This window comes from Oceanicola sp. S124, from assembly GCF_000220565.1.
Taxonomy (GTDB): Bacteria; Pseudomonadota; Alphaproteobacteria; order Rhodobacterales; family Rhodobacteraceae; genus Pseudooceanicola.
Window position 1 is genome coordinate 22,630 of the sequence record NZ_AFPM01000112.1, and the last position, 15,425, is coordinate 38,054.

Genomic DNA, 15,425 nt, shown 5'->3' on the forward strand with positions numbered 1-15,425 from the left:
CTCCCATCCGCCGGGAGGTCAGATTAGCATTGATGAATTGTACGTTTTGATGAATGTTTGAGCGATATTCATTCAAGGATTGCATGAATGGCGCTGTCACATCTCACCCTCCGCCAGTTGCAGGCCATCCGGGCGATCTACGAGCGGGGCCAGATCTCGGCGGCGGCAGAGGCGCTTTCGGTGACCCAGTCCGCCGCCAGCGTCCTGCTGGGCCAGGCCGAGGCGACCCTTGGCACGCGCCTCTTCGACCGGACGACGCGGCGGGTGGCCCCGACCCAGGCGGTCGAGCAGATCATCGGCATTATCAACCGGATCCTCGCCGATGTCGCCTCGATCGACGCAGTGATGACCGACCTGAAAGAGCTCGAGCGTGGCGTCGTCCGGATCGCCGCCACCCCCGCCACCGGCATCGCCCTGCTGCCCCAGACGGTGCAGCGCTTCCTGGCCGCCCATCCCCGCATCCAGCTGGACATGAACGACTGCGCCCCGGATCAGTTCTTCAACCTGATCCGCGAAGAGAAGGTGGATTTCGGCGTCGGAATCCCCCCCTCGGACCGAAGCGACTTCGACTGGCGGGTGCTGCATCACGACCCGGTGCACCTGGTGTGCAACCGCGCCCATCCCCTCGCCCGGCGGCAATCGGTGCCCTGGAACGCGCTGGACGGCGAGCCGCTGATCCTGGCGCGGCGCAACTACGGTGTGCGCGACCAGGTCGAGGCGACGATCCGCGAGACGGGCGGCACCCCGAACCTTGTCAGCGAAATCGGCTTTCTCTATTCGGCGGAATGGATGGTGGCCTGCGGCATGGGGCTGGCCGCCTTCCCGGCGCGCCTGGCCCGGGCGATCCGCAACCCGGAGGTGGTGATCCTGCCGCTGGTCGAACCGCAGGTGACACGCACCCTGGCCGTCATCACCCGCCGGGGCCGCAGCCTGTCCTCCCCGGCACAGCGTTTCGTCGACATGCTGGCCCACGACCTGCGCTGACAGGCCACCCCCTGGCCCAGCCGCACTCGGCCCAGCCGCCCGTCAGGCCGAGGCCGCACGAGGGCGTTCTGCCGCGGCGTCCTCCTCATCCGAGAACAGTTCGACAAGGTCGCCCGCCACGTCGTCCCAGCGCCTGAGACGGGTGGCGGCGATCTTCGCCTCGAGCGCCTGGCGATGCGCCGGATCGGCGATCAGGCGACGGAAGGCCGCCGTCATGCTCTCGAGACTGCCGGCATCGCAGTATTCCACCAGCGCGCCGCCCACCTCGGGCATCGCGGAATTGTCGGCCACCACCGCCGTCTTGCCGAAATGCAGGCTTTCGCCGATCGGCAGCCCCCAGCCCTCGTAGAGACTGACGGTCGCGGTAAACAGGCAGTTCTCGTAGAGGTGGCGCAGTTCGGCATCGGTCGGTCGAGAAGCGAACTGGACCCAGCCGTCAAGATTGCCGGTCGCCGTCATCATGGCGTCGAAGTCGTCGTTCAGCCAGCCGCGCTTGCCGGCGAAGACCAGGCGCGGCATCTCCAGCCCCTCGTCCCGGCACAGCCGCTGCCAGACCTGGGCCAGCCGCCAGCTGTTCTTGCGCGATTCCACCGTGCCGACCACCAGCACATAGGGCACCTTGGTCAGGTTGAGGATCTCGCGCCGCATCAGAAGGGTGCGTTCCACCCGCCGCTTGTAGGGGCCGTCCGGGCCGTGGATCGCCCCTGGGGGCGACTCGGCGGCCGCGACGAATTCCTGTGCCAGCGGGACCGTATGCACCGGATGATCCGACCCGACCTCGACCAGGAACTCTTTCAGGTCGAGGGCCGTGTTGCGAGAATTGGCAAGGAACGCGCTGCAATAGTCCGGCAGGGTGCGCAGCCAGTGATAGAAGGCGGGCGCGAAGTCTCCGGCGATGTGCTCGGGTGTCTTTATCGGGATCAGGTCGTGGACCATCTGGGTGATCTCGACACCGTTGTCGCGATGGAGACGCCGCAGGGCCTGCTCCAGTCCGTCGATGGCCCAGGTGCCGCCCAGGACCACCAGCTGATCGCCGGGCCGGGCCTGCCCGAAGACCGAGCTTCGCGGAATTCTGCCCAGATCATAATCCTTGTCGCGCGGAGAGGTGCCGGCCCGGAACGAGCGCCATTCCTCCAGCGTCGCCCCGGCCCGCAGGAAATGGCTCTCGTTGCCGCGATAGGCGTTCAGCAACCTCTGCGCGTAGTGGAACCAGTACTTTCCGCGATGGCTGCGATAGCGTTCCAGCGACGGAGCGGTGTTTTCCAGCAGCCGGACCTTGCTGCCGAAGAACACGGTGGAAAGCACGTCGTGGTCGAATTCCTCCATGTCTGCAACGAAATCCGAGGGCATCGCCAGGTAGTCCCGCCGCCCCTTGTCCCAGTAGCAGACGCGGACCTTTTCGGAGCCGTAGCGCTGCACCATGCGTCGGATGACTTCGAAGGAGACGCGCTGGATCCCCGATATGGAGCTTTCCTTCTTGACGTAGAAAAGCACGTCGGTGATGTCGAAATACCGGGTTGTCATCTGGAAACCGTAGCCTGTTCCTACTGCGGGCGGAATTCTTGACGCCTTTTGAGTGTCTCTATACCCGGTTCGGGGGAACAAGGCACCAGATCATCGGCGACGCTCCCGGAAAGGCCCCAATGACGACGCTCTATTACGACCTGTCCGAGCAATTCCTCTCTTCGGGGATCAAGCTCAGATACTATGGCATCGCGCGCACCGTGATGGAAGTCGGCCACGAGCTTGCCGGGATCGACGCAGATGTGCGGTTCGTCATCTATTCCCCCGCCCATGAACGGTTTTTCGAGATCACGCCCCGGCTTGGCGCGGAAAGCCCCACCGGGGTCCTGGACCCCGGGTTGCCCGATGCGGCCACGCCCTACCGGATCCGCAACACCTTTCCCGGCGAAAACCCGCTGCGCGACTTCCTGCATCCGGCCTTCCGGCACATGGTGCGGCGCATAAATCTTCGGCGCTGGCGGCATATCCCTGCCCAGAGCGTGCGCGAAGTCGACCTGCATGGGCAGATCCTCGTCTCTCTGGGACGGCCCAAGCTGCTGGCCGACTACCTGACGGCCCTCGAGCGGCGTGGCGAGAAACCCCGCCTGGTCCCGATGCTGCACGACATGATTCCGCTCTACGAGTTCGCCCTGTCGTCTTCGCCGGGGTTTACCAATACCTTCAGCCACGACAATGCGGTGGTCGTCGAGCGCTCGGAACGGCTGCTGGCCAACTCGGACTTCACCCGGCGCGAGATCCTGAAGATGGCGGCCGACGGCTACCTGCCCGCACCGCCTCCGATCGTGACGGTGCCGCTCTGCCACGAGCTGCGCCCGACCTCAGAGCCCGTCGTCAAGACCGGCCCGGACGAGCCCTACCTGCTTTGCGTCGGCATCCAGCGCGGACGGAAGAACCTGGAATGCGTGGTCGAGGCGATGCTGGCGCTGCATGAGGCAGGCCGTCCGGTGCCGCCGCTGGTGCTGGCCGGGGCGCCGCGCAAGCGCAACGACAGCTACCTGGCCGGGCCGCGTTTCGCCGCGATCCGTGACCGGATCCACCACGTGGTGAACCCCAACGAGGCCGAATTGCGCCACCTCTACGAGGGCGCCCTGGCGCTGGCCATGCCCTCGCGGATGGAGGGGTGGGGCCTGCCCCTGGGCGAGGCGCTCTGGCTTGGCACGCCGGGCTTGGCCGCCGAGGGCAATGCCGCGCTGCACGAGGTCGGGCTTGACCTGGCAATCTACTTCGACGCCGAGGATCCGGCCGACCTGGCCGGGCATATCGACAGGCTGCAGAGCGATGCCGAGGCGCGCGAGGCCCTGCGCCAGCGCATTCGCGCCGCCCGCCCGCGCCTGCGCAGCTGGCGCGACGTGGCCCGGGACCTGATCCGCGCCACGACCGGGCCTGACGGCCTCGGCCAACGGGACGCCCTGTCCGGGGCCGCCGCCGAATGAGACGGCCCGCCTTGAAGGACCTCCTGCCCGAACGTCGCAGCGAACGCGCGCCGCTGTTCTCGCCCCAGGACCGCAGCAACCTGTCGTGGTTCTGGAACAGCTACCTGAAGTCCAAATCGCTCTGGCTGCTCCTGGTGCTCGGCATGGTCACCCTGCAGGGCCTGGCCTACCAGCAGTTCATCAGCCTGACCGAGACCGGCTTGCGGATCATCTTCGAGAATGTGGACTACGGCGGCCTTGTGCGGGTCTGCCTGATGGTGCTGGGCATCTTCAGCCTGCGCGCGCTGATGTCGCTGCTGGTGCCCTGGCTGTCGATCTGGCTGGCCAGCGATGCGGTGATGCAGATGCGCCGCGACCTGGTCGACCACATGATGGTGCTCGACCTCGCCTTTTTCGAGCGCACCTCCTCGGGGGACATCATCCTGCGCCTGGTCAATCAGGCCGACGGGCTCAGCAACTTCGTCGGCCAGACCACCGTCGGCGCGGTGCGCGATGCCGCGACGGTGGCGATCATCTCGGGCTACCTGCTGTGGAAGTCGCCGCTGCTCTTCCTGGCCGCCGTGGTGGTGCTGCCTTTCATCCCGCTGGTGGTGCGCATCGTCTCGAACCGCATCAAGCAGGTGCAGCAGACCGCCGAGAACGCCATGGGCGCCTACATGACCGGGCTGGAAGAAATGTCCAACGGCATGCGCACGGTGAAAATCTCCAACCAGGAGCCAGTCGAGCGCGCCCGGATGTTCCGCGCCATATCCGAGATCAAGGACCTGTCGATCCGACTCAGGCTGGCGCAGTCGCTGATCCTGCCGGTGGTCGATATCCTCTCGGCGCTGGTCTTCGTGCTGATCATCGGCGGCGGCGGCTACCTGGCGCTGAACGAGAACATCGCCCTCGACGGAGCCTCGATCGTCGGGTTCATGATCGGCGTGGCCCTGATCTTCGACCCTGCCCGCCGCGTCGCCAGCTTCTTCGTCGAGCTTCAGGCCAGCCTGGTGCTGCTGGACGGGGTGCACAGCCTGCTGCGCGAGCACCCGTCGATCACCAGCAAGCCCGGCGCGGTGACCAGCTTCGATGCCCATGGCGACATCGTCTTTGACGCGGTGGACTTCCACTACGACGGCAAGCCGCAGCTTTTCGACGGTCTCGACCTGACCTTCGAGAGCGGCAAGGTCACCGCCATCGTCGGCGCCACCGGTTCTGGCAAGACGACGATCCTCAGCCTGATGGCCCGCCTTTACGAGGTCGAGGGCGGAGCAGTGCGCATCGGCGGCACGCCGGTCGACCGCATCGAGGTGCCGGTGCTGCGCCAGAGCTTCTCGGTGGTGGCCCAGGACATCGTGATCTTCAACGCCTCGATCTGGGAAAACATCCGCTACGTCCGCCCCGAGGCCAGCGAGGCCGAGATCTGGGATGCCGCCACCAAGGTCGGCATCGACAGCCTGATCCGCGAACGCGGCGACGCGCCTCTGGGCCCCAAGGGGGCGCAGCTGTCGGGCGGGCAGAAGCAGCGCGTCGCCATCGCCCGCGCCTTCCTGCGCAGCGCACCGATCCTGCTGCTGGACGAGGCGACCAGCGCGCTTGACCAGCGGACAGAGGAAAAGGTGCGCCGGGCGCTGGACGTGCTGTCGCAGGGCAAGACCACGGTGATCGTCGCACACCGGCTCTCGGCGGTGACCCATGCGGACAAGATCTACGTGCTCGACGAAGGGCGCATCGTCGAAAGCGGCTCTCATGCCGAGCTGCTGGCAGAGGGCGGTCTCTATGCGGGAATGTACGGTGCGCAACGGCAGGGCTACCACTGAGGGGCCTTGCCCCCCCTGCGTGGCGAGCGAACCAGGGGCCCACGACGCGCGGTCCCGACCTCTGGTCCATGGCCGGGCCTGCTGATGCGCCCCGCCGCAGCCCCGGTCCGTGGCGCTTCATCCGCCCTGCCCCTCTGCCCGGCACGCAGGAGCTGACCTGCCTAGCCCAATGCGGCCGGGACGTAAGTTCGCTCAGAGACGACGGCCCGGCCGCAGGCTGTCCCCGGCCCCCCTGCTCAGACTGCCGAGCCGAGCGCCGACAGCACCTGCGGCAGCACCTCCGGCAGATCTTCTGCAATCAGACCGGGGCCGCAGCGCCGCCCTGCCTCGGCATGCAGCCAGGCCGCCTGCGAGGCGGCCTCGAACGGCGAGGCGCCACGGGCCAGCAGCCCGGTGATCAGCCCCGCCAGAACGTCCCCGGCCCCTGCCGTCGCCAGCCAAGGCGCGGCCCTCGGCCCCAGGGCCGCATGGACCCGCGCCGTACCGTCCGGCGCCGCGATCACCGTCGCCGCGCCTTTCAGCAGCACCACGCAGCCGGCCCGCTCGGCCGCCGCCCGCGCCGCATCCAGCGCCGAAAAGGCCGGCCCCGCCTCAGCCGGGCTGCGCAGGGCGCGGGCAAGATCGGGAAACAGCCGCGCGAATTCACCGCCATGGGGCGTCAGCACGACGGGGCGACCCCGCGTCGCCGCCAGCAGTTCTTCCGGCGCTGCCGCAAAGAGGCTCAGCGCATCGGCATCCAGCACCAGCGGCCGCTGCGCCTTCAGTGCCAGGGCAACCAGCGCCCGGGCGCGATCCTCAAGCCCCAGCCCCGGCCCCAGGCACAGCGCGTTGATCCGGGGGTCCGACAGCACCTCGCGCAGCGCATCCGCATCGCCGACCCGCTGCAGCATCAGCGCGGTGACCTGGCAGGCGACCTCCTGCTGGGCCGAGGGCGGAACCCCCAGGGTGACCAGTCCGGCGCCAATCCGCAGTGCCGCCCGCGCCGCCAGCCGCGCCGCGCCGGTGCACCCTGGCCCACCGGTCAGCACCAACGCATGTCCGTGCAGGAACTTGTGCCCCAGGACCGGCTTCACGGCCACCGCACGACAGTCCGCCGCTCCGACCAGCGAGACCAGGCGCCCGCCGGCCCGCTCGGCATCCCGCCCCCGGTCCAGGCCGATGTCGGCCACCACGAGGCGTCCGGTGATCTCTCCGCCCTCGTCCAGCACGTGGCCGGGCTTGGCGGTATGGAAGCTCACCGTCAGATCGACAGGATGCGGCGCCGGCCCCAGGACCCGGCCACTGTCGGCACAGAGCCCCGAGACGATGTCCACCGCAAGGCTGCGCCTGGCGCTTCGCGCCATCAGCGCCGCCAGGGCGGCCCATTGCTGGCCCACAGGGCGCGACAGCCCGGTGCCGAAGAGCGCATCCACCGAGAGGTCCGGCGCCTGCCGCGCCTGCAGGGCCACCGACAGCCTCTCGGGCGTCATGACAGGCCCGATCGCTTCCCAAAGCGCCAGCGCCCGCGCGGCATCAGCCCCCAACCGCGCGCGTTCCCCGGCCAGGGCCAGGCTGACCTGCCACCCCCGTTCGGCCAGACGTCGCGCCACGACGAAGCCGTCGCCCCCGTTGTTGCCCGGTCCGGCGAGAATCGCCACCCGAGGGGCATTCACCCCGTAAAGCTCTGGCCAGGCGTCATAAATCTCGTTGACGACGGCCTCTCCCGCGCGTTCCATCAGCGCAGCGCCGCGCGTCTCTCCGGCCGCGATGGCCGCCTCTTCCACCGCACGCATCTGCGATCCGGTCAGCAAATTTGACATGTTCTTTCCAAAATGCACAAATTTGAGGCAAAACGCCACTTTTTCACGCGGCATTTTCACGCGGTCTCTGGCCTCTCCCCCAGGTTTCACTTTAGTCGATTGTGAGCCCGCTGCGAAAGTGGTCTGACCGATGCGACGTTACTGTGAGGAGTTTCCCATGAAGAAGATCGAAGCGATCATCAAGCCGTTCAAGCTTGATGAAGTGAAGGAGGCGCTTCAGGACGTGGGCGTGCAGGGCCTCTCCGTGATCGAGGTCAAGGGTTTTGGCCGTCAGAAAGGTCACACGGAGCTCTATCGCGGGGCCGAATATGTCGTCGACTTCCTGCCGAAGGTGAAGATCGAGGCAGTTCTCGACGATGACCAGGTGGATGGCGCGATCCAGGCGATCATCGATGCCGCCAAGACCGAGAAGATCGGTGACGGCAAGATCTTCGTTTCGCCGGTCGAACAAGCCATTCGCATCCGTACCGGTGAGACCGGCGCGGACGCACTTTAAGAGACTCAAAACCGAAGGGAAAAGGGAATGAGCAAGGACAAGGTTCTCAAGCAGATCAAGGATGAGGACGTCGAATACGTCGATATCCGCTTCACCGATCCGCGCGGCAAGCTGCAGCACGTCACCATCGTGGCCGACCTGGTCGACGAAGACTTCCTGGAAGAAGGCTTCATGTTCGACGGTTCCTCGATTGCCGGCTGGAAGTCGATCGAAGCCTCGGACATGAAACTGATGCCCGACACCGAGTCGGCCTATCTGGATCCGTTCTACGCCGAGAAGACGCTGTGCCTGCACTGCTCGATCGTCGAGCCTGACACCAACGAACCCTACGAGCGTGACCCGCGCGGCACCGCGCTGAAGGCCGAAGCCTACCTGAAGTCCTCGGGCATCGGCGACACGGCCTACATGGGCCCGGAAGCGGAATTCTTCCTCTTCGACAACGTCAAGTACCAGGTCGCCATGAACAAGGTCTCGTTCGAGGTCGACGCGCTGGACGCCGCCTGGAACACCGACACCGACTACGAGATGGGCAACACCGGCCACCGTCCCGGCATCAAGGGCGGCTATTTCCCGGTCAACCCTGTCGATGACGGCCAGGACATCCGTGGCGAGATGCTCTCGACCATGAAGCGCCTGGGCATGAAGGTCGACAAGCACCACCACGAAGTGGCCTCCTGCCAGCACGAGCTGGGCCTGATCTTCGACAGCCTGACCAAGCAGGCCGACGAGCTGCAGAAGTACAAGTACGTCATCCACAACGTGGCCCAGGCCTACGGCAAGTCGGCAACCTTCATGCCGAAGCCGATCAAGGGCGACAACGGCACCGGCATGCACGTGAACATGTCGATCTGGAAGGACGGCAAGCCGCTCTTCGCCGGTGACAAGTATGCCGACCTCTCCGACGAAGCCCTGTTCTTCATCGGTGGCATCCTGAAGCACGCCAAGGCCCTGAACGCCTTCACCAACCCGTCCACCAACTCGTACAAGCGCCTGATCCCCGGCTTCGAAGCCCCGGTCCTGCGCGCCTACTCCGCACGCAACCGCTCGGGCTGCGTGCGTATTCCGTGGACCGAATCCCCGAAGGCAAAGCGCGTCGAGGCCCGTTTCCCCGATCCGTCCGCCAACCCCTACCTGTGCTTCGCAGCCCTGCTGATGGCCGGCCTGGACGGTATCAAGAACAAGATCCATCCCGGCGAAGCCATGGACAAGAACCTGTACGACCTGCCCCCCGAAGAACTGGCCGACATCCCGACCGTCTGCGGTTCGCTGCGTGAAGCCCTCACCGAGCTGGAAGCCGACATGGACTTCCTGCTGGCTGGCGACGTCTTCACCAAGGACCAGATCGAAGGCTACATCGGCCTCAAGATGGAAGAGCTGGAAATGTACGAGCATACTCCGCACCCGGTGGAGTACGCGATGTACTACTCCTGCTGATCTCTCTCGGGACAGTGAGATCCAGGGGGGCGCCTTCGGGCGCCCCCCTTTTTCGTGCCAACTGGGCCCCGATGTGCCGGCCTCATCTGCTGCCCCCGTCCGCTGGCCCCGTCCGTTGGCCCCATCCGCTGCCCCTGGCAAACCCTGCGCGTGCGCAGGCACATGACGGGAGCGTCGCAGGAGTCAGTCAGTCCGCTAAATTGCCGGGCGCTGCACGCTGGTCGGCGGCATGACGCACCGTGGCTCGCAGCTCCGGCTTGCTGCTCACCTCCAGGGCGCATCCGTCCGTCCCGCCGTCGGGTCACCACTCCCACGCCCCTGCAGCCTCTCCGGCCTGCCGATCCCGCTGAAAGTCCCGCCCCTGACGGGCCTCCCGGGCTGCGCACTCAAACGGTTCGCCCGAGGGCGAATCGGAATACGCCCTACCCGTCCGGATAGGTCGGACAGACCTTTGTCCACTTGCGATGCGGAAGAGCGTCAGGAACGTCGATTGTGACCGGAAGCGGCACGAATTGCGCCGAAAAGGTTAATTTCCCTGACACAATCGTGACATAATGCGGCGCGTTGCGGATTTGCAAACCCGGTTTTGCCTGTTCTTGACCCTCAATTTTCTGGCGGAGGTTGTGTGGGATTAACTCACTTCGCGTACATGCAAGATGCACGAAATCCGCAAACCATTGTTACTTAAATACATTCGACCGATTTGTGGCAAAATAACGGCAATCCAAACACAGTATCGCCGCACTATGTCCAAATCTTGCCGAGTCCGGCCTAAATTCCCTAACCAAACCTTAATTCCCCGGGTTTCGGACCCAATTTCTCCTGATTCGAACCGCAGACTGTCCGTATCGAGAGCAAACCACCGAAAGACAGACCCATGTCTCATTCCGCCCAATGCCACCAGGCAGGCCTGATCTTCACGGACGACAGCGACGTGACGGTCGAGCAACTGCTGGAGCCGGTCAAATCCGTCCTCCGCGCCTTCGGGCAGCAGGGGGAAGCCGTCGAGGTCGACTTTGACCAGGCCTCCGTGGCCTCGCAGTCGATGCTGGTCGAGCTGCAGATCTTCGACGCCCCCGAGGCTGACCCCGATACCCTGCGGGTTCTCTCTTCCGGCCCGCGCACCCATCTTTCCGACGCTTCCCGCGAGGCGCTCGAGAACCCCACCTTCTGGGTTCATGTCTCGGTCTGCGAAACCGCCTATGACGACCGCCGCCACCCCGAGGCTGCCAAGGCCATGCTGGCCGAGATCGTTCACCGGCTGATCGCCGAGACCTGCGCCCCCTTCGTTCAGTGGCTCGACCGCGAGACCGTGCTGACCTCGGCGCGCTTCCAGTCGGCCTTCACGCCGATCTCGCTGCGCGACACCGACATCACCGCGCTGCATCACCCGATGCACCCGGCCCGCGTTGCCACCCCCGAAACCGCCACCATGGCCTCTCAACCCGTGCGCAGCTCCGTCGCGGCCGAGATCTTCCCCGAGATCCAGTCCGAGACCTCGCATCTGGATGCCCGCTTCGACGCCCTGCGTGCCGAGCTGAAGGCACGCCGCCAGAATACCTGGGTCGGCACCGATCCGGCAGGGGTCACCGGCCGCTCCATGGGCTCTGACGAAGAGCTGCGCGACATCTTCCGCGCCGAGATGGAGCTGGACGAAGAGGTCGACCCCAAGCGGCTGGAACATCGCGTCGCGACTTACACGGTCAATGCCACCGTCGCGCTGATCAATCCGCCGGTGGCTGGCGTCCTGCTAGCCTACAACATGATCCGTGGCGAGGACTTCCGCATCTCGACCCACGCGCTGACCCTGTCGACTGTCTTTGCCATCGTCGGCACCGGCGCCAGCCAGGTCATGGCCGACACCCTGGCGCTGCTGCCCCTCTGAAGCGGCGGCCCCGGGCGGGCGCTCTCGATACCTCCTCCTTCGGACCTGAGATGGACGAAGTCTGGCCGCCTGTCCTCGCGACAGGCGGTTTTTTCTTTCCGACGCCGGTCAGGCCCCCGCAGGCGCGTGCAGGCCCGGGTCAGGCGGGCCGGCGGATCATGAACGTATGGATGCCGAAGGCCACGGCCCCGCTGCGCGGCAGGCGCCAGAGGCTCTGGCGTTCCGAGCGCAGAAAGGCACCCTCGCGCGGGTGACGCTCGGCACGGGTCAGGGTTTCGGACATCGGCACATGCAGGCCGGGATCGGCATAGACAAGGCAATTCGCCCGCCACAGGGGACGTCCCGCCTGCACCCCGTCGAACAGTCTCTGCACCCGTCGCGCCAACCCCTCGTCGTACTCGGGCACCGGCACGTGGATGCGGATCAGCGGATGGCCGAATTTCTCGGCCAGCGTCCAGTTGGCAGGAAAGCAGAGCACGGCGCCGGTCAGCACATGTTCCTCGCCACGCTTCTCCAGCAGGCAGAAGTCCTGCTGCACCAGCCGCCCCAGCGTGGCCAGAGGATCGCCCCTGTCCAGCGGCACGCAGGCGCCGTCGGGCCGCGTCACCTGCCCCGCCGCAACCGCGTAATCCGGCCGCTGTCGCAGTGCCGCCAGCACCTCGTCCAGCAACTCCTCCGCCGCCGGGCGTGCCTCGTCCTGCAGGGCGATGACCCGGTCGCGGCGCCCGGCAATCAGCTGTTCGCGCAGGGCCATCTGCGCCGCGAAGGCGTCATCGACCAGGATCCAGTCCGCCGGATCCAGCGGCGCCATGCCCGGCAGCCGCTCGGGCGGCGCATAGGGCAACCCGGATTGCAAGATCGGCGGCTCGGCTGGTTCGAATTCGTCGCGCATGGGGCCTCGCTGAGCTGGGTCGCACGAGACTAGCGCCCTTCGCCGCCGCTGGCGAGCGGCTCCTCCCCCCGCCGGACCGTCTTTCGCAGCCCCGCCCGAATGGCAATCACTTAGGTATTGACCTAAATCACAAAGCGCGATCACTTAGGCCCATGCCTAACCAAAACCCCTCGATCGACCAGATGTTCTCTGCCCTTGCCGATCCGACCCGGCGGGCGGTGGTGCAGGCGCTCAGCCAGGGGCCCGCGACGGTCAGCCAGCTGGCGGCGCCCTTCGCCATGGCCCTGCCCTCGTTCACGCAGCACCTCGGGGTGCTGGAAGAAGCCGGGCTGATCACCTCGCGGCGGCAGGGCCGCGCCCGCCTCTGCGTCCTGAACGGCCCCGCGCTGCGCGACGCCGAAGACTGGCTGGCCGCGCACCGGCGCCAGTGGGAAGCCCGCCTCGACCGGCTGGAAGCCCACCTCGAGACCCTGAAACCCGCTGCCCCCGAAAAGGAGCCCTCTGATGACTGACACCCCCGCCCCGTCCCCCTGGGCCGATGCAACGCTGTCGCGCGAGGTGGTCATCGCCCGCGTCGTCGATGCCGCGCCCCAGCTTGTCTTCGATGCCTGGACAGATCCCGCCCAGATCGTGCTGTGGTTCGGCCCAGCCGGGGTCGAGCTGACCACCCACCAGATCGACATCCGCCCCGGCGGGCTCTGGCGCTTCGACATGGTGGCACCCGACGGCACCGTCTTCCCCAACCGCATGCGCTTCCTGCGCGTCGAGGCGCCGCATCTGATCGAGATTGAGCACGGCAGCGACCGCGACGACGACCCCGACCGCTTCCGCATGCTGGTGACCTTCGACGCCCAGGCCAACGGCAAGACCGTGATCACCCTGCGCCAGATGCACCCCAGCCCCGAGCGGCGCGCGGTGGTCATCGGTTTCGGCGCGGTGGAATACGGCGCCCAGACGTTGGGCAAGCTGGCAGCCCATGCCGAGGAACGCCGCCCTGCAATCGCCTGACAGGCGTTTGCGCAAGGGGGGCGTCGCTGACGCCCCTCAGCGCAGCTCGAACCGGCTCACCGCGGCGATGGCCTTTTCCAGCTCTGCCATGGGCAGTGGCGGGCCGTGGTTCAGCGAGACGCGGCTGAAGGCCGGCAGGCGCTTCTCGTAGTAGTTCCGCACCAGCTCCCCCTCTGCGCTGATCACCGAGAACACCGCAACCTCGCCATATTCACGCCGCGTGAGATCGCGCGTGCAATAGATGGCGAACAGGGCCCGACCCTGCCCGACGGGCTGCAATTCCTGATAGATGGCCTCTTCGCAGGCCGTGGCGAATATCCCGTAGATCCCTGAGATCGCCTCTTCCATCGCCACCCTGCCACGGCGCTCGGCGTAGATCGCATAGAGCTCGGACCAGTCCTCGAAGCGCTCGCCCTCGGGGATGTATTCGTAGATGAAGGTCTCGACGCCGTTGTTGACCCCCTGCTGCCGGAAGATCTCGACCTCTTGCTCGAAACCGCGTGACCGCACCCAGGGCGGCGGCGCGTAATGGGCGGTCCGGCTCCAGAGCGGGAGCTGCCATCGCGAGGGCGGCAGATCCTGCGCCGGCACCATCGGGGCCGGAAGGCCAAGCCAGAGGGCCACGAGAAGAGCGAGGCGGGGCAAAGGTATCATGGGCTAATCCGTAGGCTGAAAGCCCAAGTGAAGCATCCGCGGTGCAGGGCTGTAAAGCCGCGCCGCCAATGCAGAAGGGGCGCCCCGAAGGACGCCCCCTGCATTTCGTCGAACCTCTGACCGGCTCAGCCGCGGGCGCGGCCGACCAGTTTCCAGGCCATCGGCAGCACCAGGGCGGCCAGCGCCAGCTTCAGCGCATCGCCCAGGATGAAGGGGGTCAGGCCCCAGGCCAGGATCGGCTTGTCCCAGCCGTAGAGGCTGCCCAGCCAGGCCAGGCCGGGGATGTAAAGCACAACGTTGCCGATCAGCATCGCCAGCGCCATCCAAAGGACCGAACGGTCCCAGCCGCGACGCGCCAGCATGCCCAGCACGACGGTGGCCATGACATAGCCCAGCAGGTAGCCGCCGGTGCCGCCCATCATGTACTCGACGCCGTTCAGGTCGGCGGTCGAGGACTGGAAGACGTCAAAGCCCAGCATGCCGATCAGCATGTAGCCCATGATCGTCACCAGGCCGAGGCGCGCGCCATAGGCGGCACCGATGCCCAGAACCGCGAAGGTGCCCATGCCGATGGCAACCGGAGAGCCCGGGACCGGCACCTGGATCTTGGCCATGATCGCCAGCAGGGCGATGCCCATGGCGACCAGCACGGCCTGTTTCAGGCGCAGAGCGGCACCCTCGGTGGGGCCGAAGGTCTCGCTCAGAACCTGTTTGTTCAGCGCGTGGGACATGTGTTCTTCCTCTCCATATCCTCGGTGTTCATTGCCACTGTGATGCCCGATGCCGGGCGGCGGCGCAAGTTTCTTGCAGATTTGCGACGGCTGCAAATTGCAAAGTCACGGTTTGCAATGGGTCAAGCGGTGCAAACTCTGCAAAGTCGGCGCCCTCAGGGACGCTGGCAGAGGCTTTCCATGCGGTAATCCTTGCGCGGGCCCGCGACCTCCCAGGTGACCTGCCAGCGCGGCCAGTCGGCAAAATCGTAGGCGGCGCGGTAGAGGTCCGGGGTGCAGAGATGCTCGGCCCGCGGTGCCGCGGCCATCGGATCGAAGGCATGAAAGAAGCGCCCGTCGTCGAAATGCACGGCGATCTCGACCCCCCGGGGCTGCCAGAGGTAGCGCCGCTCGGCGCGCAGCGGCGGCGCACTGCCATAGCGGATCTCTCCGGCTTCGGACCAGGTCCAGGCGCCGCCGTCCGGGCGCAGCTCGGCCTGGCCGGTGAACACCCCCGTCACCCCGCCCAGCCGGTCCTCGATCTGCCGCCGGATCTGCCAGACCCCGGCGAAATCCGTGATATCGCGTCGCGCATTCCTGTCCATGGCGCAGGTCTAGCGCCTCGCCTGCCCCTGCGCCACCTTGTCCCCGCGCCGCCCCTCGCTTATGAGGCCCACAAACGCTGCCTGGCCCGAAAGGATATCGCCGATGATCCCTCGTTACGCCCGCCCCGAGATGACCGCCATCTGGGAGCCCGCGACCCAAGTTCCGCATCTGGTACGAGATCGAGGCCCATGCCTGCGATGC

General features: G+C 66.6%; 14 protein-coding genes. 8 read left to right on the top strand and 6 right to left on the bottom strand.

Going from position 1 to position 15,425, the window contains the following annotated elements; all coding sequences use genetic code 11:
• Positions 1 to 87: 87 nt before the first annotated feature.
• Positions 88 to 984 (top strand): LysR family transcriptional regulator, encoded by an 897-nt coding sequence (locus OS124_RS0108265; protein ID WP_010139028.1) that lies wholly within the window; start codon positions 88 to 90, stop codon positions 982 to 984.
• Positions 985 to 1,026: 42 nt separating this feature from the next.
• On the opposite strand, the gene OS124_RS0108270 is transcribed toward OS124_RS0108265, so the two are convergent.
• Positions 1,027 to 2,508 carry a glycosyltransferase gene (locus tag OS124_RS0108270; protein ID WP_010139029.1) on the bottom strand — a complete coding sequence of 494 codons (1,482 nt, stop codon included), beginning with the start codon at positions 2,506 to 2,508 and terminating at the stop codon, positions 1,027 to 1,029.
• Between the two features lie 119 nt (positions 2,509 to 2,627).
• Here OS124_RS0108270 and OS124_RS0108275 point away from each other — a divergent pair, with 119 nt between their 5' ends.
• Positions 2,628 to 3,941 carry a glycosyltransferase family 4 protein gene (locus OS124_RS0108275; protein ID WP_010139030.1) on the top strand — a complete coding sequence of 438 codons (1,314 nt, stop codon included), beginning with the start codon at positions 2,628 to 2,630 and terminating at the stop codon, positions 3,939 to 3,941.
• An 11-nt stretch (positions 3,942 to 3,952) separates the two neighbouring features.
• Positions 3,953 to 5,740: an ABC transporter ATP-binding protein gene (locus tag OS124_RS0108280; protein WP_010139031.1), complete on the top strand. Its 1,788-nt coding sequence runs from the start codon at positions 3,953 to 3,955 to the stop codon at positions 5,738 to 5,740.
• A gap of 236 nt (positions 5,741 to 5,976) precedes the next feature.
• On the opposite strand, the gene OS124_RS0108285 is transcribed toward OS124_RS0108280, so the two are convergent.
• Positions 5,977 to 7,539, bottom strand: coding sequence for a bifunctional ADP-dependent NAD(P)H-hydrate dehydratase/NAD(P)H-hydrate epimerase (locus OS124_RS0108285; protein WP_010139032.1), 1,563 nt, complete (start codon positions 7,537 to 7,539; stop codon positions 5,977 to 5,979).
• A gap of 157 nt (positions 7,540 to 7,696) precedes the next feature.
• Between OS124_RS0108285 and OS124_RS0108290 the strand changes: the two genes are divergently transcribed.
• From OS124_RS0108290 to OS124_RS0108300, 3 genes are all read left to right on the top strand, one after another.
• Positions 7,697 to 8,035, top strand: a complete 339-nt coding sequence (locus OS124_RS0108290) for a P-II family nitrogen regulator (RefSeq protein WP_010139034.1) — start codon at positions 7,697 to 7,699, stop codon at positions 8,033 to 8,035.
• 27 nt (positions 8,036 to 8,062) lie between these two features.
• A complete protein-coding gene (gene glnA / locus OS124_RS0108295; protein ID WP_010139035.1) occupies positions 8,063 to 9,469 on the top strand; it encodes a type I glutamate--ammonia ligase in 1,407 nt (468 codons plus the stop codon).
• A gap of 877 nt (positions 9,470 to 10,346) precedes the next feature.
• Positions 10,347 to 11,354, top strand: a complete 1,008-nt coding sequence (locus tag OS124_RS0108300; protein ID WP_010139036.1) for a hypothetical protein — start codon at positions 10,347 to 10,349, stop codon at positions 11,352 to 11,354.
• A gap of 139 nt (positions 11,355 to 11,493) precedes the next feature.
• On the opposite strand, the gene OS124_RS0108305 is transcribed toward OS124_RS0108300, so the two are convergent.
• Positions 11,494 to 12,246, bottom strand: coding sequence for a heme-dependent oxidative N-demethylase family protein (locus tag OS124_RS0108305; protein WP_010139037.1), 753 nt, complete (start codon positions 12,244 to 12,246; stop codon positions 11,494 to 11,496).
• A gap of 152 nt (positions 12,247 to 12,398) precedes the next feature.
• Here OS124_RS0108305 and OS124_RS0108310 point away from each other — a divergent pair, with 152 nt between their 5' ends.
• Both OS124_RS0108310 and OS124_RS0108315 read left to right on the top strand, forming a co-directional pair.
• On the top strand, positions 12,399 to 12,758 hold the full coding sequence (locus tag OS124_RS0108310) for an ArsR/SmtB family transcription factor (RefSeq protein ID WP_010139038.1): 360 nt from the start codon (positions 12,399 to 12,401) through the stop codon (positions 12,756 to 12,758).
• On the top strand, positions 12,751 to 13,254 hold the full coding sequence (locus OS124_RS0108315) for an SRPBCC family protein (RefSeq protein ID WP_010139039.1): 504 nt from the start codon (positions 12,751 to 12,753) through the stop codon (positions 13,252 to 13,254). The genes OS124_RS0108310 and OS124_RS0108315 overlap by 8 nt, the downstream gene beginning before the upstream one ends.
• Positions 13,255 to 13,290: 36 nt before the next feature.
• On the opposite strand, the gene OS124_RS0108320 is transcribed toward OS124_RS0108315, so the two are convergent.
• From OS124_RS0108320 to OS124_RS0108330, 3 genes are all read right to left on the bottom strand, one after another.
• Positions 13,291 to 13,908 carry a hypothetical protein gene (locus OS124_RS0108320; RefSeq protein ID WP_138919467.1) on the bottom strand — a complete coding sequence of 206 codons (618 nt, stop codon included), beginning with the start codon at positions 13,906 to 13,908 and terminating at the stop codon, positions 13,291 to 13,293.
• Between the two features lie 125 nt (positions 13,909 to 14,033).
• Positions 14,034 to 14,639 (bottom strand): biotin transporter BioY, encoded by a 606-nt coding sequence (locus OS124_RS0108325; protein ID WP_010139041.1) that lies wholly within the window; start codon positions 14,637 to 14,639, stop codon positions 14,034 to 14,036.
• Between the two features lie 155 nt (positions 14,640 to 14,794).
• On the bottom strand, positions 14,795 to 15,223 hold the full coding sequence (locus OS124_RS0108330) for a DUF6314 family protein (protein WP_010139042.1): 429 nt from the start codon (positions 15,221 to 15,223) through the stop codon (positions 14,795 to 14,797).
• Between the last annotated feature and the right edge of the window lie 202 nt (positions 15,224 to 15,425).